Genomic DNA, 24,529 nt, shown 5'->3' with positions numbered 1-24,529 from the left:
TTACAGATCCAAACTGAGGTCGGTACAGGCGCGGCTGACGCAGATGCGAATCGCGCTGTTGGGCTCGCTGCAACGCTCGCCGGTGTTCATGTCTTCGGCCAGGCCTTCGTGCTTGGTGCAGACGCAGCTGTGGCAGATGCCCATGCGGCAGCCCGAGGCCGGGCGCACCCCTTGGGCCTCCAGCGCGGCCAGCAGGGACATGCCCGAGGCCACCTCCAGCGTGCGGCCGGAGCGGCGCAGTTCCACCTGCACCTGGTGCTTGCTGTCGGTGTTCAAGGGCACGGCGGGCGTGAAAGCCTCGGCCTTGAAGCTGGCCGCCTGGCCCGCGAGCAGTTCGCGTGCCTGGGCCGCAAAGCCGCCCGGGCCGCAGGCCAGGGCATGGGTCTCGGCGCCCACGTCAGCCAGGCGCGGCGCGAGCAGCTCGGCGTCGATGCGGCGACCGCCCTGCTGGGTGGCGATCAGCTGAAACTGGAAGTTCGGGAAGCGCTGAGTCAAAGCCTGCAGCTCGGGCACAAAACAGGCATGGGCGCTGGTCTTGACCCAGTACATCAGCGTGACCGGAACCGGCATCTGGCGCGCCGCCAGTTCACGCACCAGGCTCATCAGCGGCGTGATGCCGCTGCCCGCGGCCAGCAGCAGGTAGCGGCCTTGCAGGGCGCTGGGCAGCACCAGGTCACCAAAAGCCGGGCCGACGTCCAGCACATCGCCCACGCGGGTGCGCGTGCACAGATGGGTGGACATCAAACCGCCATCGACCTGCTGTACCGTGACGGCGAAGCGACCATCGGCCCGCGGCACATCGCACAGGCTGTAGGAGCGGGTGACGCGGCGACCTTCGATCTCGACCCCGAGGTTCAAATGCTGGCCCGGGATGAATCCATGCCAGTGGCGGTTGGGCTGCAGCACCAGGGTGACGGCACCCAGCGCGGCCTCGCGGCGCTCGACCACGCGAGCCAGGGGGCGTTCCCAGGTCCAGAGGCGGTTGAGGTGCCCGGCCCAGTAGTCAAACACGGCGGGGTCGACAAAAGCGCCCGCCCAGCGGCGCAGCAATGGGGGCTGCTGGCGCGGAGAAGAGGCGGACGGGGAGGAAACTGCGGGGGTCAATGCGCTCACGAACAACACTCCGTCCAGGGGGAAACACTGGACTGAAGCCATTATATGCATGAGCATACAAATTTATATACGCTCGTATATTAATTAAAGCGTCGGTATGATGCGTGCCTCGCACCGATCGCCTCCATGACCCCCACGCTCGCGCCCCTGCCCCACGCTGCCGCCCTCGAAACCCCGGTTTCGGTGCTTGCCGTGGACGCGCACGAGGCGCCGAGTGTCAGCGGCCCCGGCCGCAAGGCCCTGATCACCCGCGATGACATCATCCAGGCCGCCCTCAAACTGGTCGGCCCGCACCGCAGCGTCTCTTCCCTGAGCCTGCGAGAGGTGGCACGCGAAGCCGGCATTGCGCCCAACAGCTTCTACCGCCAGTTCCGTGACATGGACGAGCTGGCCGTGGCCCTGATCGAGCTGGCCGGCCTCTCTCTGCGCAACATCATTGGCGAAGCCCGCCGCCGCTCCATCGGCGGCACCAGTGTGGTTCGCAGCGCGGTGCAGGCTTTCATGGACCAGCTGAGCTCCAACGATGTGCTGCTGCACATCCTGCTGCGCGAAGGCACGGTGGGCTCGGATGCGTTCAAGCACGCGGTCGACCGACAGCTGAGCTTTTTCGAAGAAGAGTTGCGCCAGGACCTGATCCGCCTGGCCGAAGCCAATGGCACAGGCCTCTACGAGCCCGGCCTGACGGCCAAGGCGATCACTCGCCTGGTGTTCGCCATCGGCTCCACCGCCATGGACCTGCCTCGCGACAAGCTGCCCGAGCTGACCGAGCAATTGGTGGTGATGGTGCGCATGATCGTCACCGGCACCCAGACCATGTCCGTGGTCGGATCGCCCGACCAACCGCCTGCTGCGCGCGACTGAAGCCGCACTTGGGCCCGCGCGCAAGCGCGCGCCCGCTCCCTCTCACACCACCACGCCACGCCTGAGCGTTCATCCAGCTGAGCGCCTCGGCTGGGCTTCGGCCAAGCGGATCCGAGCGCATGCACCCAGGTCACATGGCGCGCTTCAATTCAGATGCGACAATGAAAAAAGCACCAGCCGCTTTCGCATCTGGTGCTTGTTCCATTCTTAATTTTGGTGGGCCCTGAGTGACTCGAACACTCGACCTACGGATTAAGAGTCCGCTGCTCTACCAACTGAGCTAAGAGCCCTACGCTTTGTTTGTCTTGCTTGGCGTTAATTTCTTAACAACCTTGCAAGCCTTGCAGTATAGCATCTATTTTTGCGATTTCCACTGTTTTGATGAAAATCTTAAAAATTTCCGCTTTCAGCTTCTTCGCACTTTTTAATCGATGGTCAGCGCCTGAGCGCTTCAACCTTCGCAAATCAAAAGATGGTGGGTCGTGCGGGACTCGAACCTGCGACCTACGGATTAAAAGTCCGCTGCTCTACCAACTGAGCTAACGACCCATCAAGCGAAGCCCATCATTATAGCCAGGAATTTTTGGCCTTCGCAAGAGCTTTGAACGACTTTCTTGAAGGCTCCAAAAAACCTTCGAAGGCATGTCTCAACTGCGTGCCAAAGACTGACGCGGCGAAGGCAATCCGGGAGCCCTGCCGGACAGCCCAACAACGCCGCTCAGCGGACTTTGCGTGCCAAGGTGGCCTGAATCAAATCAGCGGCCGCCGCCATGCCGAAACTGGCCGTGACGGCCACGCTGGAGCCGTAGCCGTGGCAGTTCAACGTGCCGTCCACATCACAGAGCTCGGCGCCCTCGCCTTCAGCCGCGGGGCGGTGCACAGCCTCACGCGAAAACACGCAGCGCACGCCCAGCTTGCCCTGACGCGGCGCGCCATGCTCCTTGCGCAAGCGCTGGCGCAGCGAGGCGAGCAAGGGGTCGTGCGTGGTCTCGGACAAATCTTCGATGCTGAGCCGGTGCGGCTCGCGTTTGCCGCCGGCGGCGCCCACGGTCACGAAAGGCAGCTGGCGTGCTCGCGCCCAAGCAGCCAGACAGGCTTTGGCGCGCACCTGATCGCAGGCGTCGATCAAGCCGTCCAGCTGTGCTTCCTGCTCCGGCCCGCCCAGCATGGACGGCCAGTTGCCTGGCTCCACAAAGTCTTCGATCACCCGAACCTGGCACTCCGGATGGATGTCCTGGATGCGCTGGCGCAGCGCTTCGGCCTTGACCATGCCCACGGTCGAACCCAGGGCCTGGATCTGACGGTTGATATTGGATTCCGAAACCTGATCCAGATCGATCAGCGTGAGGCCGGCCACGCCCGAGCGAGCCAGCGCCTCCACGGCCCAGGAGCCCACCCCGCCCAGCCCGACCACGGCCAGATGCAAGCCTCGCAGACGCTGGTAATCGGCCGCACCGTAGAGGCGACGCAGGCCGCCAAAACGGCGTTCGCTGTCGGGCGGGAAATCGGATGTGAAGTTTGGCGCGGTGCCCAGGTTCAGCGGCGTGTCATCCATGGGGAAAGTTCAGACGCGCGGGCGCCCCTGTGAAGAGTGAAAGGCAGGCTTTGGATTTTAGGTCGGCAAAAGAAAAGAGGCCCTGCAAGCAGGGCCTCTGGATATCGTCACCACGGCACGCATCCAGCCAAGGCTGAGAAGCGACAGCCCGCGCGAACGGTCAGGACTTGAGCGAGGCCAGGCGCTCCTTGCCAGCTTGCGCAGCTTCGGTGCCCGGGTAGGCCTTGAGCAGGTCTTCCAGGCTGCGGCGTGCGCCCTTCACATCCTTGAGCTCGATCTGGCAGTTGGCCAGGGCCAGCAGTGCCTCACCGGCGCGCGGATGCTCGGGGTTGCCCGAGATGAAGGCCTTGAAGCTGGCGATGGCGTCCTTGTAGTCACGCTTGCCGTACTGGGCATTGCCCAGCCAGAAGCGCACCGAATCACTGTACCCGCTGGCCGGGTAACGGCGCGCAAAATTGTTCAGCGCGCTGGTGGCCTCGGCGAAATCACCGCGACGCACCAAACCCATGGCGGCCTCGTACTGCCGGCGCTCCTCAGGCTCGACCTGAAACTCGCGCCCATCAAGCGCCACCTTCTGGGGCTCCATCGGCTTCAGACGCGAATCAAAAGCCTGCAGCTGGTCGTTGAGCTTGCGCTGGGTCTCGGACAGATCACGTGCCAGTTGCTCGTTCTGACCACGCAACTTCGCGATCTCAGAGCGCAGGCCGTCGATCTGGCTGTTCAGATCAAGCATGCTGCGGCGCAACGGGCCCAGTTGCTCCTGCACCAGCGCGCTCAGCTGCTCGGCGCGCTGACGCTGGGCGTCCTCGCTTTGCTGCAGCTTGGCGCGCAGGTCGAGAATGGCCTTGCGAGCATCCTCGTCTTCAAACAAGCCAGCCCGTGCCGGCTGGCTCAAGGCCAGAGCCAGCAACAGGCAGAACGGCAGCAGCCGCGGCAGCTTCATCTCACTTGTCCTTCAGCTCGACGCGACGGTTCTTGGACCAAGCAGCTTCGTCGCTGCCTTGAGCGGCAGGGCGCTCCTTGCCGAAGCTCACGGCCTCGACCTGGTTGGCAGCCACGCCCAGCAGGCTCAGGGACTTGGCCACGGCTTCGGCACGCTTTTGGCCCAGGGCCAGGTTGTACTCACGGCCGCCGCGCTCGTCGGTGTGGCCTTCCAGGCTCAGGGCAATCTTGCGGTCGTTGTTCAGACGCTTGGCGTGGGCATCGACCAGGCCGCGGTACTCGTCCTTGACGACATAGCTGTCCAGGTCGAAATACACCACGCGCTGGTTGGCCACAGCGGCCGTCAGCTGAGCACCCAGGTCCACGGTCTGGACCTTGGACTCGGCCATGGGCTTGGCATTGGCAGCCGGGTTGGTCGTCGCGGCTTGCGTGACCGGACGGGTTTCCACCGGTGCCGGCTCGTCCAGCTTCACTGCAGTGCTGCAGCCTGCCAGAGCGGCAGCGGCCACGAGGGACAGAGCAAAACGCGTCATCTTCATGAAAAGCACTCCTGTTTCGTTTTCGAGGTTCAAGCTCGGATCAAAGTAAAGCCAGCCACCCGTCTGGACGGCGGATTGACAACCACGAATTGTCATACAGCTTTGCCATCTTTCGATCTGCAGAACTGCAAAGAAATCAACGACCGAAGGGTCCCCAGGTCGGCTCTCGCACATCGGCAAGCGAGGAAATCAGTTTCGCCTTGATGCGACCGTCCAGCGTGCTGGTCATCAGCACATCACGGCCGCCCGAACGGGTGGCGTAGACGATCAGGCGGCCATTGGGAGAGAAGCTCGGGCTTTCGTCATCGCTGCCATCGCTGATCTGCTGCACCACGCCCGAGGCGAGGTCCATCACGCAGATGCGGAACTGGCTGCCGTTCAAGCGAGTGACGAAAGCCAGGCTGCGGCCATCCGGGCTGACCGAGGGGCTGATGTTGTAGTTGCCGCTGAAGGTGACGCGCTCGGGCGAGCCGCCGCCCACCGCCACGCGGTAGATCTGCGGGCTGCCGCCCCGGTCGCTGACGAAGTAGATCGAGCGGCCATCGGGTGCAAACACCGGCTCGGTGTCGATGGCCGAGCTCTGTGTCAGGCGGCGCACACCGCTGCCATCGCGGTTCATCACGAAGAGCTGGGAGCCGCCTTCGCGCGACAAAGTCATCACCACCGATTCGCCATCGGGCGAAAAGGCCGGTGCACTGTTGCTGCCGCGGAAATCGGCCAGCTTGCGGCGGCGGCCGGTCTGCAGATCCTGCACCCAGACCACGGCCTTGCGGGTCTCGAAGGACACATACGCCAGCTCGCGGCCATTGGGCGACCAGGCCGGCGAGATGATGGGCTCGGGGCTGGCCAGGGCGACCTGACCGCCTTCACCGTCGGCATCGGTGATGCGCAGGCTGTAGCGGCCGCCGGCACGGGTGACGTAGGCCATGCGGGTGGCGAACACGCCGCGCTCGCCGGTCAGCTTTTGGTAGATGGTGTCGGCGATGCGGTGGGCGGCCAAACGGACATCTTCAGCGGTGACGGCATGGGCTTCGCCGCCCAGATCGGCACCCTTGACCACATCCCAGAGCTTGTAGCGCAGATCGAAGCGGCCATCGGCCAGGCGGCTGACCGAGCCGGCGGCCAGGGCATCGGCCTGCTTGCTGCGCCACTCGCTCCAATTCGGCGCGCTGCCTTCAAACAGGCCCGGCCCGGCATCGATGATCTTGAACTGGCCGCTGCGCTCCAGGTCGGCGCGGATGATGGCGGCCACGGCCTGGCCGCTGGCCGACTCGTCACGGAAATCCGGCAAGGCGATGGGCAGCTGCGAGCCGCCGACACCGGAGATTTCCACCCGGAACTGGGCCAGTGCCGGCCCGGCCAGCAGCGCGGACGCCGCAGCCGCCGCTTGCAAAAGGTTGCGACGCGAGAGGAAATCGGACATGGAAGAACTCATGGAAAAGCTAGCGTTTCGAAACATGACATCGTCTCAGGGGGACCCAGGGTCGCAGACACGGTCTGGATTTTGCCTGAGGGCAAGCGGCCGGACGGCCGGCAAGGGCGATGTAGCACGCGGCGCGCCCACAGGCAGCGTTCAGAGCAGCACGATGTCGTAATGCTCGGTCTGGTTGGTCGGCTCGGCGGTCAGCGAGATCGGCTTGCCGATGAAATCCGACAGGCCGGCCAGATGCTGGCTTTCCTCATCGAGCAGCATCTCCACCACATTGGCAGCGGCCACGACGCGGAACTCCTTGGGCGAGAACTGGCGCGCCTCGCGCAGGATCTCGCGCATGATGTCGTAGCACACCGTGCGCGCGGTCTTGACCTGGCCGCGGCCTTCGCAGGTCGGGCAGGGTTCGCAGAGCATGCGCGAGAGCGACTCACGGGTGCGCTTGCGCGTCATCTCGACCAGGCCCAACTGGGTGAAGCCACCCAGGGTGACCTTGGTGCGGTCACGGCTGAGCTGCTTGCGGAACTCGGTCAGCACGGCCGACTTGTGCTCTTCGCGCGTCATGTCGATGAAGTCGACGATGATGATGCCGCCCAGATTGCGCAGGCGCAGCTGGCGCGCGATGGCGCCGGCCGCCTCGAGGTTGGTCTTGAAAATGGTGTCGTCGAAATTGCGTGCACCGACAAAACCGCCGGTGTTCACATCGACCGTGGTCATGGCCTCGGTCTGGTCAAAGATCAGATAACCGCCCGACTTCAGATCGACGCGACGGGCCAGCGCGCGGCTCAGCTCGGCATCGATGTTGTTGAGGTCAAAAATGGGGCGTTCACCGCGGTAATGCTCGAGCTTGGCCGTGGCCGCCGGCATGAAGGTCTCGCCAAAGGCATGCAGCACGTCGTACTGCAGCTTGGAGTCGATGCGGATGGAGCCGGTGCGCTCGCTGGTCAGGTCGCGCAGCACACGCTCGACCAGGCTCAAATCCTGGTGCAGCAAGGTGCCCGGCGGGGAATTGAAGGCGCGCTCGCGGATGGCGGCCCAGGCCTTGCGCAGATAGGCAATGTCCGAGGCCAGCTCTTCATCGCTGGCGTCTTCGGCATTGGTACGCAGGATGAAGCCGCCACCCCCGCCCTCCTCCGGCTTGCCGACCAGGGCTTGCATGCGCGCGCGCAATTGCTCGCGCGCCTCGTGCGAGCCGATCTTTTGCGAGATGCCGATGTGATCGTCCTGCGGCAGGAACACCAGCATGCGCCCGGCGATGCTGATCTGGCTGGACAGGCGCGCACCCTTGGTGCCGATCGGGTCCTTGATGACCTGCACGGTCAAGGTCTGACCCTCGAAGACCAGGCGCTCGATCGGCGTGGCCACGCCGGCCTCGCCGTGATGGTTGCGCCCGGCCTGGGTGCCGGTCAGATGAAGATCGGCGACATGCAAAAAGGCCGCGCGCTCCAGACCGATGTCGATGAAGGCCGATTGCATGCCCGGCAGAACCCGGGCCACCTTGCCCGAGTAGACATTGCCCACCAGGCCCCGCTCCAGCGTGCGCTCGACATGGAGCTCTTGCACCGAACCGTTTTCCACCACGGCCACGCGCGTCTCTTGCGGCGACCAATTGATCAGGATGTCTTCCATGGCGTCTCGTCTCAATCCTCGAATGCTGTCGCAAATGCAGTTGCAAGTGCTGTTGCATGAGGGCCGTGAAACGTTGGGGCCTTCATGCAACAAGACTCGTCTTGTGGTCGTCGGCGCCGCGGCTCGCGGGGAGCGAACTTCAGAAGCGCCAGCCCCAGGCGCTCAGCAATTGCGCGGTCTCAAACAGGGGCAGACCCATGATGCCTGAATAGCTGCCCTCGATGCGCGAAATCCAGGCCGCCGCCTGGCTTTGTATCGCATACGCGCCCGCCTTGCCGAAGGGCTCGCGGCTGTCCACATAGCGGCGCAGGGCCTCCTCGCCGACCTGCGCGAACTCGACTTCGGAGACATTGAGCGCCGCCTCCCGCCGCCCGGCCTGCCCCACCGCCACGGCTGTGATCACGCGGTGGCGGCGCCCGGCCAACAGGCGCAGGGTGCGCAGCGCATCTTCAGCGTCGGCTGGCTTGCCGAGGATCTGCTGGTCCACCGCCACCGTGGTGTCGGAACACAGCACCGGTGCTTCGGGCAGGCCGCGCGCAGCGCGGCGCGAGAGCGCAGCATCGAGCTTGGCCTGGGTCACCCGCGCCACATAGGCCTCGGGCACCTCACCGGGCCAGACAGCCTCCAGCGCCTCGGCGTCTTCCTCGGGACCGGGCAGCAAGAGCTCATGGCGAACGCCGAGCTGCTCCAGCAGCTGACGGCGGCGCGGGCTTTGCGAGGCCAGATAGATGAAAGGGCTGGGGCTGCTCATTCGCGGTGGTAGGGGTGGCCGGTCATGACGGTCCAGGCACGGTACAAGCCTTCGGCCAGCAGGACGCGGGCAAATGCATGGGGCAGGGTCAGGTCGGACAGGCGCAGGGTTTCATCGGCCGTGGCCTTGAGGTCCGGGTGCAGGCCATCGGGGCCGCCGATGAAGAGGGCCGCATCGCGGCCCTCGCCCATCCAGAGCTGCATGCGCTCGGCCAGCTGCTTGCTGGTGCGGCGCTCGCCACGCTCGTCGAGGATGATGCGGCGCACGCCCTTGGGGCAGGCCGCCTCCAGGCGCTGCGCTTCGGCCGCCATCAGCTGCTCGGCCGTTTTGCTGCCCCGGGTTTCGGCCTTGACGACCTTGAGCTCCAGGCGCATCTCGGGCGGAAAGCGCTTGGCAAAGTCCTCATACGCGGTATCCGCCCAGGCCGGCTGACGCTGGCCCACGGCGATCAAGAACAAACGCATCGTTCAGTCGGACTCAGGTCTCAGTCTCGATCACGCGCTCTTCTTGCTTGCGGCCTTCTTGGCCACCGGCTTGGCTGCCGGCTTGGCGGCAACCTTTTTGGCGGCGGCCTTCACCGCTGGCTTGGCAGCCGACTTGGTGGTGGTCTTGCTGGCTGCCGTCTTGACCGACGCCTTCTTCACACCCACGGTCTTGGTCGCGACCTTCTTGGCCGCGGGCTTCTTGGCGGCCGGCTTGGTGGCGCCCACCTTGATGGTCTTGGCGGCCGGCGTCTTGGCATCGACCTCGCGGCTGCTGGCGCTCTTCTTGGCCGGGGCCTTCTTTGCGGCGACCTTCTTGGCCGCGGGTTTGGCTTCAGCCGCAGCTGCCGCCACCTTCTTGCTCACGCCCGGCTTGCCCGGCAGCGAGGGCTTGACGGCGGCTTTCTTCTTGGCCGCAGTCTTTTTGACCGGTGCCGCGTCATCCTCGTCTTCTTCTTCCGAGGCCTTGACCAGCTTGGTCTTGCCATCGTTCAGCGCCAGCTTGACCGGCTTGCCGCCCCAGATTTCTTCCAGGTGGTAGTAGTCGCGGATGGCCGGCTGCATCACGTGGACCACGGCCGCGCCGCAGTCAACGATGATCCACTCGCCGTTCTCTTCGCCTTCGCAGCGCAGCACATCCATGCCGCGCTCCTTGACTGTCACGCGCACGCTGGAAGCCAGGGCCTTGGTCTGCCGATTGCTGGTGCCGGACGCGATGATCACGCGTTCGAACAGGGGCGACAGGTGCTCTGTGTTGAAGACCACGATGTTCTGGGCCTTCACATCTTCCAAACCATCGACGATGGCGCGTTGCAGCTTACGAATGTCCATTCAGTACCTACTCACTGTAAAGACGGTGCTGGGCAATATACCCCGCGACCGCGTCGCCCACCAAGGGGCGGATGTCCTCGCCACGCGAGGCCAGCTCGCGCACTTGGGTTGATGAAACCTGCATCGCTGGCAGGGCCAGTTTCAGCAAGGAATGGGGCTCCTTCTGCACTTCGGCAGAACCCCGAACTTCTTGACCCGCCCGTGCCGCCACCGCCAGCGTCACCCGCTGCAGCAACTCGCGCCACTCGCGCCAGCTGTGCAGGCGCTCGTACTGGTCTTGGCCGATGACGAGGAACAAGTCCTCGTCCGGATGTGCGGCCTGACGGGCCCGCACGGTGTCGATGGTGTAGCTGGCGCCGTCGCGCTCCAGCTCGCTGTCGTCGATGGCAAAACGCGACTCACCCGCCAGCATCAGCGCCACCATGGCACGCCGATGCTCGGGCGAAGCCAAGCCGCGCCCGGTCTTCTGCCAGGGCCGACCGGCAGGCAGCCACAGCAAGCGATCGAGGCCCAGTTGCTCCAGCGCACAACGGGCCAGGGCCAGGTGGGCCACATGCACCGGGTCGAACGAGCCCCCGAACAAGCCGACCCGTGCCCGGCGCATGCCGGGTGGAGCCGACAGGGCGGGGTCTAGAGCCATAGATGCGTGGCCGGCTCATGCGCCCAGTCGCGCGGGCGCAGGAAATCGCTGTAAAGCCGCGCTTCCTGCGTGCCCGCTTCCGGCGCCCACTGATAACGCCATTTGACGATGGGCGGCATGGACATCAGGATGGACTCGGTGCGCCCCCCCGACTGCAGGCCGAACAAGGTGCCGCGGTCGAAGACCAGATTGAATTCGACGTAACGTCCGCGCCGGTAGGCCTGGAAATCCCGCTCACGCTCGCCGTAGGCATAGCCCTGGCGGCGTTCGACGATGGGCAGGTAGGCCGGCAGGAAGGCATCGCCCACCGAGCGCATCAAGGCGAACGCTGCCTCGAAGCCGCCCTCGCCATGGTCATCAAAAAAGATGCCGCCGATGCCGCGCGGCTCGTTGCGGTGCTTGAGGAAGAAGTACTCGTCGCACCACTGCTTGAAGTGCGGGTAGAGCTGCTCGCCATGCGGCTGCAGGGCTGCCTCGCAGCTGCGATGGAAATGCTGGGCATCGCGCTCGAAGCCGTAATACGGCGTCAGGTCCATGCCGCCGCCAAACCAGACCACCGGCTCCTGCCCCTCGGGGAAGGCCGCGAACATGCGCACATTCATGTGCACCGTCGGCACAAAGGGGTTGTGCGGGTGCATGACCAGGGACACGCCCATGGCCTCGAAGGGCGCGCCGGCCAGCTCGGGCCGATGCTGGGTGGCCGAGGGAGGCAAGACCCGACCCCGCACATGCGAGAAATTGCAACCGCCGCGCTCGAAGACCGCGCCGCCCTCGATCAGGCGCGACAGGCCGTCGCCCTCCAGGCGGCTGCCGGGCTCGCGCGTCCAGCCGTCGCTGACGAACGGATTGCCATCCACCGCCTGCAAGGCCGTGATGATGCGATCCTGCAGATCGAGCAGGTAGTCGCGAACCCGCTGGGTGTCGAGGGTGGCGGCGAGGCTGGTGGGAGTGCTCATGTCTTGGTGTTCATCCGGATCGGACTGGCCAGGTGGTGGCGCTTGCCGCGATAAGGGGCGAAATGCTCGGCCATCAAGGCCAGATCGGCCTCGACATCACCGCTCAGGCGTACGAAGCGATTGAGCGCAATGGTACGGGTGGCGAAATCAAACGTGGCCAGGCCCACCGGCGCACCAGCTTGCAGCGCCACCTGGTAGGCACCCGAGCGCCAGCCCTGGGCCAGCGAACGCGTGCCCTCCGGCGCCGCAGCCAGCCAGAACATCTGGCCCGCGCGCGCCGCCGCCTGCATCTGCGCGGCCGTGTCGCCCACCAAGCCATGACGGTTGCTGCGATCCACAGCCACCCCGCCCAAGCTACGAACCCAGCGGCCGAACAAGGGCACCTTGAACAAGCTGTCCTTGGCCCAGAAACGCAGTCGCACGCCCAGCGCCGCCTTGCCCAGCAGGCCGAGGATGAAATCCCAGTTGGAGGTGTGGGGGTAGACCAGGATCACGCCTTGCTGACCCGGCAGCCCCGGGAAATCAAGCTTCCACCCCGCCAGCGCCAGCAAGCCACGCGCCAGTCGGCTGCCCTGCGGCTGCACCGGCATGGAGCCGCTGATCCAATGCGGCACGGAGGGCCGTTGGGCCGCGTCTGCGCTCAACGCTTCACCGCGCGATGGCCGATGTCCTGGCGGTACTGCTTGCCATCGAACTGGATCTTGACCAGGGCCTCGTAGGCCGCCTGCTGCGCCGTGCGCACCGACTCACCCAGGGCCGTGACGCAGAGCACGCGGCCGCCCGAGGTTTGCAGCTTGCCCTCGACCTCGGCGGTGCCGGCATGGAAGACCATGACGTTTTCGGCGTCCGCCGGCAGGCCGCTGATGGCATCGCCCTTGCGTGGAGTGAGCGGATAGCCGTGGGCAGCCACCACCACGCCCAGCGCCACGCGGCGGTCCCATTGCAGCTCGACCTGGTCCAGCGTGCCATCGGTGGCATGCAGCAGCACCTCGAGCAGATCGCTCTTCAGCCGCATCATGATGGGCTGGGTTTCCGGGTCGCCCATGCGGGTGTTGAACTCGACCGTGCGCGGCTGGCCGTGCTCGTCGATCATCAGGCCGGCGTAGAGAAAACCGGTGAACGGAATGCCGTCGCGTGCCATGCCCTGGATGGTGGGCATGATGATTTCGTGCATGGCCTTGGCGTGGACATTGGGCGTCACGACCGGGGCGGGCGAGTAAGCGCCCATGCCGCCGGTGTTCGGGCCTTCGTCGCCGTCCAGCAGGCGCTTGTGGTCCTGGCTGGTGGCCAGGGAGACGACGTTCTTGCCGTCGCAGAGCACGATGAAGCTGGCTTCCTCGCCCTGCAGGAATTGCTCAATGACGACGCGCGCGCCGCCCTCGTTGTGCACGACACCGAGCTTGTTGTCCGCCAGGATCCAGTCGATGGCCTCATGCGCCTGCTCCAGCGTCATGGCCACGACCACGCCCTTGCCGGCAGCCAGGCCGTCGGCCTTGATGACGATGGGCGCGCCTTGGGCGTCCACATAAGCATGAGCCGCCGCGGCATCGCTGAAGGTCTCGTAGGCCGCGGTGGGAATGCCGTGGCGCTTCATGAAGTCCTTGGCGAAAGCCTTGGACGATTCCAGCTGCGCGGCCGCCTTGGTCGGGCCAAAGATGCGCAGGCCACGGGCGCGGAACTCGTCCACCACGCCGGCGGCCAGGAAGGCTTCGGGGCCGACCACGGTCAGGGCGATCTTCTGCTCCTCGGCGAAGTCGGCCAGTGCCTTCACGTCGGTGATGGGCACATTCTTCAGCCGCGCATCGCGTGCCGTGCCGCCGTTGCCGGGCGCCACAAAGACCTGGCTCACGCGTTCCGCCTGCGCCAGCTTCCATGCCAGCGCATGTTCGCGCCCGCCATTGCCCAGTACCAAGACCTTCATTCGATGACTTCCATTCGCTGCTTGAGCGTTGTGTTTGCTAGCTGACGGCGCATGCCGGAGCGGATCGCGCGGGCCGACTCAGGCCTCGATCGCGGCGTTGTGATAGACGGCCTGGACATCATCCAGGTCTTCAATCACATCGAGCAGCTTTTGCATGCGAGCCGCATCATCGCCGGTGAGGGTGATGGTGTTCTCGGCACGCATGGTCACTTCGGCCATCTCGGGCACCAGGCCGGCGGCTTCCAGCGCATTCTTCACCGCTTCGAACTCGGTCGGCGGGGTCAGCACCTCGATGGCGCCGTCTTCATCGGTCACCACATCGTCGGCGCCGGCTTCCAGCGCCACTTCCATGATCTTGTCTTCCGAGCTGCCCGGGGCAAAGATCAGCTGGCCGCAGTGCTTGAACTGGAAGGACACGGAGCCGTCCGTGCCCATATTGCCGCCGTACTTGCTGAAGGCGTGGCGCACCTCGGCCACCGTGCGGACCTTGTTGTCCGTCATGGTGTCGATCATCACGGCCGCGCCGCCGATGCCATAGCCTTCGTAGCGGATTTCCTCGTAGCTGATGCCGTCGAGGTTGCCACTAGCCTTGTCGATGTTGTACTTGATGCGATCGGCCGGCATATTGGCGGCCTTGGCTTTTTCCACCGCCAGACGCAGGCGGGGGTTGTCCTTGACGTCCGGGCCGCCCTGGCGCGCGGCGACTGTGATTTCACGAATGATGCGGGTCCAGATCTTGCCGCGCTTCTCGTCCTGGCGGCCTTTGCGATGCTGAATATTGGCCCATTTGGAATGACCAGCCATATGGCTCTGCTCCTGCTGGATGCGCCGGGCGCGCACCCTCATTTGAGTTGGATAGACTGCGATTTTAGCTTTGCCACCCGGACACCCCATGCCTGACCCGATTCTGCTGGCCCGCCGCGACGCGATCGAGTGTTTTTTGCTGCCCGCCCTGGCCAACCGCCACGGCCTGATCACGGGCGCCACCGGCACCGGCAAGACCATCAGCTTGCAGACCCTGGCCGAGAACTTCAGCCGCATCGGCGTGCCTGTCTTCATGGCCGATGTGAAGGGCGACCTGACCGGCATCTCGCAGGCGGGCGGCCTCTCGCCCAAGCTGCAGGCGGTGCTGAAAGAGCGCGGCCTGGAAGCCCCCGCCCCCCTCGCCTGCCCGACCACGCTGTGGGATGTGTTCGGCAAGCAAGGCCACCCGGTGCGCGCCACCGTGTCAGACATGGGCCCGCTCTTGCTCTCGCGCATGCTGGACCTGAACGAGACCCAGCAAGGCGTGCTGCAGATGGTGTTCAAGATCGCCGACGACGCCGGCCTGCTGCTGCTCGACCTCAAGGACTTGCGCGCCATGCTCCAGCATGTGGGCGAGAACGCGGCGCAGTACACCACCGAGTACGGCAATGTCTCGGCCGCCAGCGTCGGCGCCATCCAGCGCGGCCTCTTGCAGATCGAGGCCCAGGGTGGCGACCAGTTCTTCGGCGAGCCCATGCTCAATATCGCCGACCTGATCCAGCAGGACCGCGGCCTGGGCGTCATCAACATCCTGGCCGCCGACCAGCTGATGACCGCCCCGCGCCTTTACGCCAGCTTTCTGCTCTGGATGCTGTCCGAGCTGTTCGAAAGCCTGCCCGAGGTGGGCGACCTGGACAAACCCAAGCTGGTGTTCTTCTTTGACGAGGCCCACCTGCTGTTCAAGGACGCGCCGGCCGCCCTGGTCGAGCGCATCGAGCTGGTGGTGCGACTGGTGCGCTCCAAGGGTGTGGGCGTCTATTTCGTGACCCAGAACCCGCTGGACATCCCCGATGCGGTGCTGGGCCAGCTGGGCAACCGCGTCCAGCATGCGCTGCGCGCCTTCACCCCGCGTGACCAGAAGGCCGTCAAGGCCGCGGCCGAGACCATGCGGGCCAATGCCGGCCTCGATGTCGCCACGGCCATCACAGAGCTGGGCGTCGGCGAGGCCCTGGTCAGCCTGCTGGACGAAAAAGGCCGGCCCAGCGTGACCGAGCGCGTCTTCATCCTGCCCCCGGGCAGCCAGATCGGCCCGATCACGCCCGAGCAGCGCCAGGCCTTGCTGAAGAGCTCGCTGGTGGCCGGCGTCTACGAGCAGGCAGTGGACCGTGAATCGGCCTACGAAAAGCTGCGCGGCCGGGCGCCCGCGGCGGGTGCAGCCGCGCCGGCTCCGGCGGGCGGCGGCGTGGCCAGCGACAGTGCGGACGAGGGCGGCCTGCTCGGCGGCCTCAAGGACGTGCTCTTCGGCAGCACCGGCCCGCGCGGCGGCCGGCGCGAAGGCCTGGCCGAGACGGCGGCCAAGTCGGCCCTGCGCAGCATCGGCTCCTCGGTCGGGCGCGAGATCGTGCGCGGCGTGCTGGGCAGTCTGCTGGGTGGCAGCGGCGGCAAAAGCAGCAGCCGGCGCCGTTGAAAACCTCAGGCCGGTGCGCGCCTGGCGCCCGTCGGCTTCATTTCGCGCCGTCCAGCTGCGGGCGGTCGCGTCGTGCTGGCCGACGCATGGGCCTGCCGCCACACTTCAGCCGCTACACCTTGGCCGTCTTCCCCTAGCCCGCACTCCCCGCCATGCCCTCTCCCGCCTCCATGAACTGGCCCCAGATCCTCCTGCGTCAGGCCTTGATCATCGCCGGCATCACGCTCTTCATGGGTCTGCTGCTGACCGTGCAAACCCCGGACCCCTTTGGCCGCAACTGGGATCGCACCCAGAGGCAGTGGTTGTACTGTTTCCTGATCACCGTGGGTTGCTCGCTGATGATCCAGTTGCTGGCCAGAGCCAGCACGGCACTGATCAATCTGCGACGCACGCGGAGAGGTCAGGACACCTTGCCTTGGCCGGGTTGGCCGCTGTCACTTGTCTGCCTGGTGCTGGGCACTTTGCTCGGCTACTCGCTGGCCGTGGAGCTGGGCAACAGCTTGACGGGAGAGAAAGTGCTGGGGCCGTTGCGCTCCGATTTACGGTCCACCCTGGGCATGCTGGGCATGTCCCTGCTTCCAGGCCTGGCGCTGACGATCTATTTCGTCGGTCGGGGTCAGGTCGAAGCTGCCCGCAACCAGGCCCTGAACGCCGAGCGCCTGGCCGCCGAGAACCAGCTGCGCCTGCTCGAATCGCAGCTGGAGCCTCACATGCTGTTCAACACCCTGGCCAATCTGAGGGTGCTGATCGGCATGGATGCGGCCCGGGCGCAAAGCATGCTGGACCACCTGATCGCCTTCCTGCGCGCCACGCTGAACGCCTCGCGCAGCGGCAGCCACCCGCTGCGCGAGGAGTTCGCCCGCCTGCGTGACTATCTGGCCTTGATGCAGGTGCGCATGGGCAGTCGCCTGCAGCCCCAGCTGGATCTGCCGGCTGAGCTGGCCGAACTGCCGGTGCCGCCGCTGCTGCTGCAGCCCTTGGTGGAAAACGCCATCAAACATGGGCTGGAGCCAGCCATTGCCGGCGGCCTGCTACAGATCAGCGCCCGGCGCGAGGGCGATCAACTGATTCTGGAGGTGCTGGACCATGGCGTCGGCCTGTCGGCGGCCAAACCCGGCGCCGAGGCGGAAGGCACCCATTTCGGCCTGCACCAGGTGAGGGCCCGCCTGGCCACGCAGTTTGGCGACGGAGCGGGTCTGCGCCTGCAAAGCCTTGAGGTGCCGGAGCACGGCACCCGAGCCCGCATTCACCTGCCTCTGAGCAATGCCCAGACGGCAAGACCTGACCCCCACCCCGCCCCATGATGAACCTGCCCGCCTGCACCGCCCTGATTGCCGAAGACGAGATCTTGCTGGCCGAAAGCCTGCGCCAGGAGCTGAGCCGGCTCTGGCCAGCACTGGACATCGTGGCCATGGCCGGCCACGGCCAGGAGGCCGTCGACCAGGCCTTGCGCCTGCGCCCCGACATCTGCTTTCTGGACATCCGCATGCCGGGCTTGAGTGGCCTGGAGGCCGCCGCAGCGCTGGCCGAGGACTGGCCCAGCGAAGGCGCCCCCTTCCCGCTGCTGGTCTTCGTCACGGCCTATGACCAGTACGCGTTGCAAGCGTTCGAGCACGCGGCCGTGGACTATGTGCTCAAGCCTGTGCAGGCGGAACGACTGGCTCAGACCTGCGAGCGTTTGCGCAAGGCCTTGCTGGCCCGGCAGGCTGAGCAGCCGGCGCCAGCCTTGTTGCAGAGCGCAGTGGATCAGCTGCGCCAGCTGCTGGGTACGAGCGCCTTGTCGGCCAGCGGACCGGCGCACGGCGTCGGTGCCAGCCCCAGCGGCCGGCCCGAGCCGCTGCGCCTGCTGCAAGTCAGCGTCGGCTCGACCATCCAGATGGTGCCGGTGGACGAGGTGCTGTACTTCGAGGCGGCCGACAAATACGTGCGGGTGCTGACGCGCAACAAGGAACATCTGGTGCGCATCTCCCTGCGCGAGCTGCTGCCGCAGCTGGACGGCCAGCGCTTCTGGCAGGTGCACCGCAGCGTGGTCGTGCGCGCTGACGCCATCGACCGCGCGGTGCGCGACGAGAGCGGCCGCCTCACCCTGCACCTGCACGGCAGCGCCGACACACTCAGCGTCAGCCGCCTCTACGCGCCCCTTTTCAAGGGCATGTGAGCCCGGGCCGATAAAATCGCGGCCAAGTCGATTTTGAACAAGGCATTTCGCCTTCACCGCATTCCAATCCCGCCCTGCACGGCCGGCTGAAACCCCATGTCCCACACCCACGACGCTGCCAAAGACGAAGCCAAGAACGAGGCCGCCAAGCCCGGCAACAATTTCCTGCGCACCATCATCGAGCGCGACCTGGCACAGCAAGAAGGCCAGCCCCAGCGTCACTTTGCCGGCACCCCGGGCGATGCGGCCCACCATGCGGCCGGCCCGCTGGATCCGGCCAAGATCCGCACCCGTTTCCCGCCCGAGCCGAACGGCTATCTGCACATCGGCCATGCCAAGAGCATCTGCCTGAACTTCGGCCTTGCGCGCGATTACGGCGGCATCTGCCACCTGCGTTTCGACGACACCAACCCCGAGAAGGAAGAGCAGGAGTATGTGGACGCCATCAAGGAGATGGTGTCCTGGCTGGGCTGGGACTGGAACCAGGGCGGCACCTCGCACCTGTTCTACGCCAGCAACTACTTCGGCTTCATGTACCGCGCCGCCGAGCACCTGATCAGCGCCGGCCTGGCCTATGTGGACGAACAGACGCCGGAAGAGATGCGCGCCAACCGCGGTGACTTCAGCACCCCGGGCGTGAACAGCCCTTTCCGCGATCTGGGCGTGGAGCACCACCTGAACCGCTTCCGCGAGATGCGCGACGGCAAGCACCCCGATGGCGCCATGGTGCTGCGGGCCAAGATCGACATGGCCAGCCCCAATATCAATCTGCGCGACCCAGCGCTCTACCGCATCCGCCGCGCCACCCACCACAACACCGGCGACCAGTGGTGCATCTACCCGATGTACACCTTCGCCCACCCGATCGAAGACGCGCTCGAGCGCATCAGCCACTCGATCTGCACCCTGGAGTTCGAAGACCAGCGCCCCTTCTACGACTGGCTGCTCGGCCATCTGGCCGACGGCGGCCTGCTCGAGCGCCCGCTGCCGCATCAGTACGAGTTCGGCCGTCTGAACCTCAGCTATGTGGTCACCTCCAAGCGCAAGCTGCGCCAGCTGGTTGACGAAGGCCATGTGGCCGGCTGGGACGACCCGCGCATGCCCACCCTGGTCGGCATGCGCCGCCGCGGCTACACGCCGGAGAGCGTGCGCGCCATGGTGGAAGCGACCGGCGTGACCAAGAGCAATGCCTGGCTGGACTACAGCGTGCTGGATGGCTGCCTGCGCAGCGATCTGGAGGGCAAGGCCGCGCGCGCCATGGCCGTGCTCGACCCGGTGCAGCTCAAACTGACGAATTACGCGGACATCTTCGGCAGCATGGAACACCGCGAACCCTGCAGCGCGCCCGCCCACCCGCACCTGCCCGAGCTGGGCCAGCGCAGCTTCAGCCTCGGCCCGGCCCTGTGGATCGAGCGCGAAGACTTCATGGAAGTGCCGAGCAAGGGCTACCACCGCCTGTACCCCGGCAACAAGGCACGCCTCAAGGCCGGCTACATCATCGAATGCACCGGCTGCGAGAAGAACGAAGCCGGTGAGATCACCGCCGTGCTGGCCACCATCGTGCCCGACACCAAGAGCGGCACGCCGGGCGCTGACGCCGTCAAGGTCAAGGGCGTGATCACCTGGGTGGGCGCGCACGAGGCCATCGCGGCCGAGCTGCGCCTCTACGACCGCCTCTTCACCGAAGCCCAACCCGACGCCGGCGGCCGTGACTTCCTGGAAGTCATCAACCCGAGCAGCCTCAAGGTCGTGACCGGCTACCTGGAGCCCTCGCTCGCGGGCGCCGCCGCCGATGTGAAGGTGCAATTCGAACGCCACGGCTACTTCGTCGCCGATCGCGTCGACCACCGCAGCGACAAGCCTGTCTTCAACAAGATCACCGGCTTGCGGGACAACTGGGGCGCAAAGTAAACAGGGCTTGAAGCGGCGGCTTGCGGCACGAAGCAGCCCTTGGTTTCGCTCGTGAGGCCCTGCAGCCCGTGCCGCCGCCGGGCTCATGGTTCCGGGGTCGGCTCTGACGGGCCGACTTCCCTGCGCTGCTCGCACCTCGGGGCTGGCGCATAACTCACTCCGCTCCCTGCGTTCGCTTCGTTCAGACAGAAGCGCCGAGTCAGAACTTGAAGCGCGCGTGACCGCGCGCGCCCCGAGCCGCTGTGCCGCTCGGCCCGGCACAAATCGCCCGGCAACGGCACGGGCTGCAGGGCGCTTGCATCGCGGTCGATGTGCCTCATCAACGGTGGAGCACGCCGCTTCCCGGATGTGGCTCGGCCCGCCGACGGGCGATTTGTGCGCGGCCGAGGGCGCAGCGGAGCGGCTCAGGCGCGCGCCGAAGTTTGCTTCAAGCGCGCTTCAAGAACTGACTCGGCGCCACTGTTTGACCACAGTGAGCGCAGCGAACGGAGGGAGTTTGGCGCCGCTGAGTCGCGGAGTGAGCACCGAGGGGAGTCGGCTCGAAGAGCCGACTCGCGAACCATGAGCACGGCGGCGGGCCGAGCCACCGCAGCGTGAGAAAGCGGCACAAGGAAAGTCCGCAAGACGCCTACAGACGCCAGCCACCGGCACAACTGGGCTGGGTCGTCGCGAAGCGAGTCAAGACAAAAGGGGCCGCTTCACCCGAGGTGATGCGGCCCCTTTTTCTATTCAGGAAATTCTTGATCGACGGAGCAAAGCGCAGCCGCTTTGGGCTGCTGGAACCTGTCTACTCGCGCGGCTGGATCACCGGCGTGGCGTACTCATGGCCGACCACGGCGCGGGCGAACAAGTAGTTCTCCAGGGCCTTGGCGCTCAACGAATCGAGTTGCACATCGCCGCGCGCATTGCAGGGAAAGGACAAGGCCTTGCCGGTGTGGAACAGTGACTGAAAGCGCAGCTCGTATGCACCCGGGCCCGCGGGCGGGCGAAGGGTTTCGGTGTTCGGCTGCAGCATGGCGGCTTTGTTTGCTTCCCTGGGGTCCATCACAAAAGTGTCCATGAGGTGTTCTCCAACGACGTCTTCATGTTCCTTGGGTCCTTGATGCAAGACTAGGCCCCGGATGAGGGGTTCAACATGTGCAAACGTCTCGTTTCAACGTCGGTGCGAGGCTGGCGGTGGACTAGGAAGTGCGCTGACACGAATTCATCACACTTTTTTACCCAGCCCGGCGTCAAGCTTCGGAACGTCGCCGCCGACTGGCATCTCAAGGCTTGAGGTGCCGGATGAAAAAGTCGGTCTGGGTGCGATCGAGGTGCAAGCGTGCCTTCTTGCCGGTGATGCCGTGAGCGCGGCCAGGGTAGATCACGGTTTCGAACAGTTTGCCTTCGCTTTGCAGCGCTTCGATCAAGCGCAAGCTGTTCTCGAACAGCACGTTGTCGTCGGCCGTACCGTGCACCAGCATCAAGGGCTTCTGCAAGAGGCCCGCCCGGCTGATCAAATTGGCTTCAGCGTAGGGCTTGGCGCGGCCGCCCTCGGGCAGGCCCAGGTAACGCTCGGTGTAGGCGGTGTCGTAGAGCATCCAGTCGGTCGGCGGCGCGCCGGCAATGGCGGCGGCAAACGGCGTGTCCGCGTCCAGCATGGCGCGCGCTGCCAGATAGCCGCCGTACGACCAGCCCGTGAAGCCGATGCGGGCCGGGTCCACCGCCGGCACGAGCTTGCTCAACTGATGCACGGCCGCGAACAGATCCGCCAATTCTGCCTTGCCAAAACCCTCGGCGTGAGCGCGGGTGAAGGCGCGATCACGATAGGCCATGCCGCGCGTATCCAGCGTCAGCACACCAAAGCCCTGTCGCTGCAGATAGGCCAGCAAGGCCGTGTCGCCGCTCCACCTCCAGCCCACCGTGGCCGTACCCGGGCCACCGTAAGCCTTGACGATCACCGGGTGGCGTTGATCGGGCTTGGTGCCAGCCTTGAGTGGTGGCAGGTAAAAGGCATTGAGCGGGGTCTGCCCGTCCGCTGCCACGATGTCCAGAACCTGCACCTGGGGCGCGATCGCGGCCAACAGCGGGTCGGGCGCATCACCCTTGAGCGGCAAGGCGGGCGCCTGGCCATCCAGCGCCAGCACCTCGGTGCGCGGAGGCTGGCCCCAACGTGATTCGGTCAGCAGCAGATGGCGGCAGCCCTGGTCAGCGCGCGCGTCGCGCCAGCGGCGGGCCTCGCCGGGCTGGAATACTCGCGACTGCCCCTGCCAATTCAGCTCAAAAATCTCGCGCCCGCGGCCGCGCTCCGTGGCACCCGAGAACACCAGGCCTTGCTCACGCTGGCAGATCAGACGGGCCACGGGTTCGGCCTGCCGGCTGAGCTGTTGGCGCTCGCCGGTGACCCGGTCCACCAGCCAGAACTGGGCGCGCCCACTGGCTTCGCTGATCCACAGCAAGGCCGGTTTGCCCGAGCGCAGCTGTGTCGGCAGCTCTCGCAGATCGTCTTGCACCTCGACCCAGGCTGGGTCGCGCTCGACCAGCACGGTGCGGGCCTGGGCCTGCGGGCCGCTGAATTCCACCAGGCTGAGTTGCTTCTGATCGCGCGTGAACCACTGCAGCCAGGGCGTGCCATCGGCAAACCATCCGGCGCGGGAGATGTACTCGGCCTCAGCCGGCAGACTCAAACGCTGTGGTTCGACAGGCGTCCGTCCGCGGGTGTCAAACACCAGCGCGTGAACCTTGGCATTGCGCCCACCTGCGCCCGGATAGCGCTGCGTGGTCATGGCCATGCGGTCGGCAAAAATCTGCGAGCGGGTCTTGAGCGGCACCTCGGATTCGTCCACTTCCAGCGCCAGAATGCGCTGGCCATCGGGCGACCACCAGAAACCTCGTTGGCGGCCAAACTCTTCGGCGGCCACAAACTCGGCCAGGCCGGTGCTGCGGCTTTCGCTGCCGGTCTGGCTCAGGCGACGTGCGGGGCCGGCGCTTGCGCCGTCAAGGCTTTGCACCCAAAGATCGCCGCCTTTGACGAAGGCCAGTTGGCGGCCTGCGGCATCACAGACCGGATCGCGCTCGGGCTCCTTTTCATCGAAGCTCAGACGCTGGCTGCGCGGACCTTGTTCCGTCAGCTCCACCAGGTAGAGATCGCCCGAAAGCGGCAGGATCAGACGGCGATCGTCCTTGCCGCACCATTGATAGCCGGTGATGCCTCGACCTTGTACGCGGCGGCGCTCGAGCGCCATCTTTTCCGCCTCGGTCAGGCGCACCCCTTGCGCCCCGATCAAGTCGCTCACGGACAGCAGCCGCCGCGGCTGGCCGCCTGGCAAAGCCTGACCCCAGAGCTCATTGATCTCGCTGTCCTGCTCCGAGGCGCGCAGATAAGTCACCCAACCGCCGCCTGGCGACAGCTCGGGTGCGCGCGGCAGACGGCCAGCCAAGGGCGGCTCGCTGTGAATGCGCTCCAGGCTGACGTCTGAACGATTGGCGGAGACAGCCGTCGCTGCGCTGGCGGCATCCGGCAACAAAGTGGCGCCGAAGGCCAAAAGCAAGAGAAGGCGGGCGGCTTGATGGGTGAAGGTTGTGTCGAGCATGCGGCATGCTATCGACAGCCTGAGGCGTCAGCCATGCGGTAGACCCCAGGCTCAGGTCAGTGAGGGCGGTCGACGCACAACGCGCGGCGGCCCAATGGCCGCCACTTGGCAGCCCAAGTCAACCGCGCACCTGAGCGCTGCGGGCAATTTCTTCAACCTGGGGAAGGTAGCGCGGATAGAACACAAGGCGAGGCGCGCTGTAGTGGATGACAAACAACTCACCGCGACGCACGACGCCAATACCCACGCCCTTCATCGGCACATCGTCGACCTTGCGATTCAAGCTGTACTCAAAGCGGAACCCCCTTTCGCCCAGAAAGTCAGCCGGCTCCAGGCGATCCAGCGTGAAAGACGATCCGTCGCGTGTAAGCAAGGATTCGTACAGGGAAACAATTTGAGCCGGCTGCATGGAGGCGCGGAACACCAGCGGTTGAATGCCTTTGGCCTGAGAAGGAAGGGGCGCGATTTCTTGTCCATCGCGAATTGCCACGTAGAACTTCAAGGCATCCACAGTGACGCCTTCATTGGTCCAAGTCGGCGTATTGTCGGCCAGACCCCGCTCGAACTGATTCCAAGGCTTCGAGGCTTTCACCTGCAGCCGTTCTTTCAATACGACATCCCCCTGGGCAACCTTTAGCATTGCGCCACAACCCGCCAGGGCCAGCGTGAGCACCACCAGCGATGCAGCACGGGCGCTGCGGATTCCAAACAAGCTGCTCTGCGTCATCTTCATTTTTGTCTTGCGATTCACTTCGTCCTCCCAGGCCTGATTGGCCTCTATCAATCTTTCATTGGTTCCCATGGTCGA

Annotated in this window: 22 protein-coding genes and 2 tRNA genes; 5 read left to right on the top strand and 19 right to left on the bottom strand. The window is 65.6% G+C overall.

Translation table 11 applies throughout. The features are described 5' to 3' along the window. Complete coding sequence (locus C1O66_RS20705) at window positions 1-1,113, bottom strand: ferredoxin reductase (protein WP_207796047.1); 1,113 nt, start codon at window positions 1,111-1,113, stop codon at window positions 1-3. A 126-nt stretch (window positions 1,114-1,239) separates the two neighbouring features. On the opposite strand from C1O66_RS20705, the gene fabR reads away from it, so the two are divergent. Continuing rightward, window positions 1,240-1,974, top strand: coding sequence for an HTH-type transcriptional repressor FabR (gene fabR / locus C1O66_RS20700; RefSeq protein WP_102769925.1), 735 nt, complete (start codon window positions 1,240-1,242; stop codon window positions 1,972-1,974). Window positions 1,975-2,188: 214 nt separating this feature from the next. Here the strand turns inward: fabR and C1O66_RS20695 are convergent. The 15 genes from C1O66_RS20695 to C1O66_RS20625 form a co-directional block, all read right to left on the bottom strand. Next, a tRNA-Lys gene (locus C1O66_RS20695) sits at window positions 2,189-2,264 on the bottom strand. Window positions 2,265-2,447: 183 nt separating this feature from the next. Continuing rightward, window positions 2,448-2,523: transfer RNA gene (locus C1O66_RS20690), tRNA-Lys, on the bottom strand. Window positions 2,524-2,692: 169 nt separating this feature from the next. Further along, the gene (locus C1O66_RS20685) at window positions 2,693-3,529 is read right to left on the bottom strand and encodes a tRNA threonylcarbamoyladenosine dehydratase (protein ID WP_102769924.1); all 837 of its coding nucleotides are present in this window, start codon (window positions 3,527-3,529) and stop codon (window positions 2,693-2,695) included. A 160-nt stretch (window positions 3,530-3,689) separates the two neighbouring features. Beyond that, a complete protein-coding gene (gene ybgF / locus C1O66_RS20680; protein ID WP_102769923.1) occupies window positions 3,690-4,472 on the bottom strand; it encodes a tol-pal system protein YbgF in 783 nt (260 codons plus the stop codon). 1 nt (window position 4,473) lies between these two features. Then, window positions 4,474-5,010 carry a peptidoglycan-associated lipoprotein Pal gene (gene pal, locus C1O66_RS20675; protein WP_102769922.1) on the bottom strand — a complete coding sequence of 179 codons (537 nt, stop codon included), beginning with the start codon at window positions 5,008-5,010 and terminating at the stop codon, window positions 4,474-4,476. Window positions 5,011-5,146: 136 nt separating this feature from the next. After that, entirely contained in the window at window positions 5,147-6,433 is a 1,287-nt protein-coding gene (gene tolB / locus C1O66_RS20670) for a Tol-Pal system beta propeller repeat protein TolB (RefSeq protein WP_243392900.1), read from the bottom strand. A gap of 150 nt (window positions 6,434-6,583) precedes the next feature. Then, window positions 6,584-8,068 (bottom strand): ribonuclease G, encoded by a 1,485-nt coding sequence (gene rng / locus C1O66_RS20665; protein ID WP_102769920.1) that lies wholly within the window; start codon window positions 8,066-8,068, stop codon window positions 6,584-6,586. A 139-nt stretch (window positions 8,069-8,207) separates the two neighbouring features. After that, complete coding sequence (locus C1O66_RS20660) at window positions 8,208-8,819, bottom strand: Maf family protein (protein ID WP_102769919.1); 612 nt, start codon at window positions 8,817-8,819, stop codon at window positions 8,208-8,210. Next, complete coding sequence (gene rlmH, locus C1O66_RS20655; RefSeq protein WP_102769918.1) at window positions 8,816-9,283, bottom strand: 23S rRNA (pseudouridine(1915)-N(3))-methyltransferase RlmH; 468 nt, start codon at window positions 9,281-9,283, stop codon at window positions 8,816-8,818. Before rlmH ends, C1O66_RS20660 begins: the two co-directional genes overlap by 4 nt. Window positions 9,284-9,313: 30 nt before the next feature. Further along, window positions 9,314-10,132: a ribosome silencing factor gene (gene rsfS, locus C1O66_RS20650; protein ID WP_102769917.1), complete on the bottom strand. Its 819-nt coding sequence runs from the start codon at window positions 10,130-10,132 to the stop codon at window positions 9,314-9,316. 7 nt (window positions 10,133-10,139) lie between these two features. Further along, window positions 10,140-10,772: a nicotinate-nucleotide adenylyltransferase gene (gene nadD / locus C1O66_RS20645; protein ID WP_243392899.1), complete on the bottom strand. Its 633-nt coding sequence runs from the start codon at window positions 10,770-10,772 to the stop codon at window positions 10,140-10,142. Beyond that, window positions 10,763-11,728, bottom strand: a complete 966-nt coding sequence (gene hemF / locus C1O66_RS20640) for an oxygen-dependent coproporphyrinogen oxidase (protein ID WP_102769915.1) — start codon at window positions 11,726-11,728, stop codon at window positions 10,763-10,765. The genes nadD and hemF overlap by 10 nt, the downstream gene beginning before the upstream one ends. Continuing rightward, a complete protein-coding gene (locus C1O66_RS20635) occupies window positions 11,725-12,372 on the bottom strand; it encodes a 1-acyl-sn-glycerol-3-phosphate acyltransferase (protein WP_133155316.1) in 648 nt (215 codons plus the stop codon). Before C1O66_RS20635 ends, hemF begins: the two co-directional genes overlap by 4 nt. Continuing rightward, a complete protein-coding gene (purD, locus tag C1O66_RS20630) occupies window positions 12,369-13,649 on the bottom strand; it encodes a phosphoribosylamine--glycine ligase (RefSeq protein WP_102769913.1) in 1,281 nt (426 codons plus the stop codon). The genes C1O66_RS20635 and purD overlap by 4 nt, the downstream gene beginning before the upstream one ends. 78 nt (window positions 13,650-13,727) lie before the next feature. After that, window positions 13,728-14,453 (bottom strand): YebC/PmpR family DNA-binding transcriptional regulator, encoded by a 726-nt coding sequence (locus tag C1O66_RS20625; RefSeq protein WP_102770402.1) that lies wholly within the window; start codon window positions 14,451-14,453, stop codon window positions 13,728-13,730. A gap of 88 nt (window positions 14,454-14,541) precedes the next feature. Here C1O66_RS20625 and C1O66_RS20620 point away from each other — a divergent pair, with 88 nt between their 5' ends. The 4 genes from C1O66_RS20620 to C1O66_RS20605 all read left to right on the top strand — a co-directional run bounded on the left by C1O66_RS20620 (window position 14,542) and on the right by C1O66_RS20605 (window position 20,149). Next, window positions 14,542-16,080, top strand: coding sequence for a helicase HerA-like domain-containing protein (locus C1O66_RS20620; RefSeq protein WP_102769912.1), 1,539 nt, complete (start codon window positions 14,542-14,544; stop codon window positions 16,078-16,080). Window positions 16,081-16,232: 152 nt separating this feature from the next. Next, window positions 16,233-17,384, top strand: a complete 1,152-nt coding sequence (locus tag C1O66_RS20615) for a sensor histidine kinase (RefSeq protein ID WP_243392898.1) — start codon at window positions 16,233-16,235, stop codon at window positions 17,382-17,384. Then, window positions 17,384-18,238 carry a LytR/AlgR family response regulator transcription factor gene (locus C1O66_RS20610; RefSeq protein ID WP_394341053.1) on the top strand — a complete coding sequence of 285 codons (855 nt, stop codon included), beginning with the start codon at window positions 17,384-17,386 and terminating at the stop codon, window positions 18,236-18,238. Before C1O66_RS20615 ends, C1O66_RS20610 begins: the two co-directional genes overlap by 1 nt. Before the next feature lie 96 nt (window positions 18,239-18,334). Further along, window positions 18,335-20,149: a glutamine--tRNA ligase/YqeY domain fusion protein gene (locus C1O66_RS20605; protein WP_102769909.1), complete on the top strand. Its 1,815-nt coding sequence runs from the start codon at window positions 18,335-18,337 to the stop codon at window positions 20,147-20,149. A 787-nt stretch (window positions 20,150-20,936) separates the two neighbouring features. Here the strand turns inward: C1O66_RS20605 and C1O66_RS20600 are convergent. From C1O66_RS20600 to C1O66_RS20590, 3 genes are all read right to left on the bottom strand, one after another. After that, a complete protein-coding gene (locus C1O66_RS20600) occupies window positions 20,937-21,209 on the bottom strand; it encodes a hypothetical protein (RefSeq protein ID WP_333780327.1) in 273 nt (90 codons plus the stop codon). A 205-nt stretch (window positions 21,210-21,414) separates the two neighbouring features. Then, complete coding sequence (locus C1O66_RS20595) at window positions 21,415-23,721, bottom strand: S9 family peptidase (RefSeq protein WP_102769908.1); 2,307 nt, start codon at window positions 23,719-23,721, stop codon at window positions 21,415-21,417. 118 nt (window positions 23,722-23,839) lie between these two features. Continuing rightward, window positions 23,840-24,523, bottom strand: a complete 684-nt coding sequence (locus tag C1O66_RS20590) for a hypothetical protein (protein WP_133155315.1) — start codon at window positions 24,521-24,523, stop codon at window positions 23,840-23,842. Between the last annotated feature and the right edge of the window lie 6 nt (window positions 24,524-24,529).

The sequence above is a fragment of the Paucibacter aquatile genome, assembly GCF_002885975.1.
Classification (GTDB): Bacteria; Pseudomonadota; Gammaproteobacteria; order Burkholderiales; family Burkholderiaceae_C; genus Paucibacter_A; species Paucibacter_A aquatilis.
Note: the sequence above shows the minus strand (reverse complement) of the source record. Positions and strands in the feature narration are given on the sequence as shown.

Coding starts and splice junctions, on each gene's coding strand:
- pal (WP_102769922.1), bottom strand. CDS start 5,010: ATGAAGATGACGCGTTTTGCTCTGTCCCTCGTGGCCGCTGCCGCTCTG.
- purD (WP_102769913.1), bottom strand. CDS start 13,649: ATGAAGGTCTTGGTACTGGGCAATGGCGGGCGCGAACATGCGCTGGCA.
- ybgF (WP_102769923.1), bottom strand. CDS start 4,472: ATGAAGCTGCCGCGGCTGCTGCCGTTCTGCCTGTTGCTGGCTCTGGCC.
- C1O66_RS20615 (WP_243392898.1), top strand. CDS start 16,233: ATGCCCTCTCCCGCCTCCATGAACTGGCCCCAGATCCTCCTGCGTCAG.
- hemF (WP_102769915.1), bottom strand. CDS start 11,728: ATGAGCACTCCCACCAGCCTCGCCGCCACCCTCGACACCCAGCGGGTT.
- rsfS (WP_102769917.1), bottom strand. CDS start 10,132: ATGGACATTCGTAAGCTGCAACGCGCCATCGTCGATGGTTTGGAAGAT.
- nadD (WP_243392899.1), bottom strand. CDS start 10,772: ATGGCTCTAGACCCCGCCCTGTCGGCTCCACCCGGCATGCGCCGGGCA.
- C1O66_RS20685 (WP_102769924.1), bottom strand. CDS start 3,529: ATGGATGACACGCCGCTGAACCTGGGCACCGCGCCAAACTTCACATCC.
- C1O66_RS20605 (WP_102769909.1), top strand. CDS start 18,335: ATGTCCCACACCCACGACGCTGCCAAAGACGAAGCCAAGAACGAGGCC.
- C1O66_RS20590 (WP_133155315.1), bottom strand. CDS start 24,523: ATGGGAACCAATGAAAGATTGATAGAGGCCAATCAGGCCTGGGAGGAC.
- C1O66_RS20600 (WP_333780327.1), bottom strand. CDS start 21,209: ATGGACACTTTTGTGATGGACCCCAGGGAAGCAAACAAAGCCGCCATG.
- rlmH (WP_102769918.1), bottom strand. CDS start 9,283: ATGCGTTTGTTCTTGATCGCCGTGGGCCAGCGTCAGCCGGCCTGGGCG.
- C1O66_RS20625 (WP_102770402.1), bottom strand. CDS start 14,453: ATGGCTGGTCATTCCAAATGGGCCAATATTCAGCATCGCAAAGGCCGC.
- rng (WP_102769920.1), bottom strand. CDS start 8,068: ATGGAAGACATCCTGATCAATTGGTCGCCGCAAGAGACGCGCGTGGCC.
- C1O66_RS20620 (WP_102769912.1), top strand. CDS start 14,542: ATGCCTGACCCGATTCTGCTGGCCCGCCGCGACGCGATCGAGTGTTTT.
- C1O66_RS20610 (WP_394341053.1), top strand. CDS start 17,384: ATGAACCTGCCCGCCTGCACCGCCCTGATTGCCGAAGACGAGATCTTG.
- fabR (WP_102769925.1), top strand. CDS start 1,240: ATGACCCCCACGCTCGCGCCCCTGCCCCACGCTGCCGCCCTCGAAACC.
- C1O66_RS20595 (WP_102769908.1), bottom strand. CDS start 23,721: ATGCTCGACACAACCTTCACCCATCAAGCCGCCCGCCTTCTCTTGCTT.
- tolB (WP_243392900.1), bottom strand. CDS start 6,433: ATGTCCGATTTCCTCTCGCGTCGCAACCTTTTGCAAGCGGCGGCTGCG.
- C1O66_RS20660 (WP_102769919.1), bottom strand. CDS start 8,819: ATGAGCAGCCCCAGCCCTTTCATCTATCTGGCCTCGCAAAGCCCGCGC.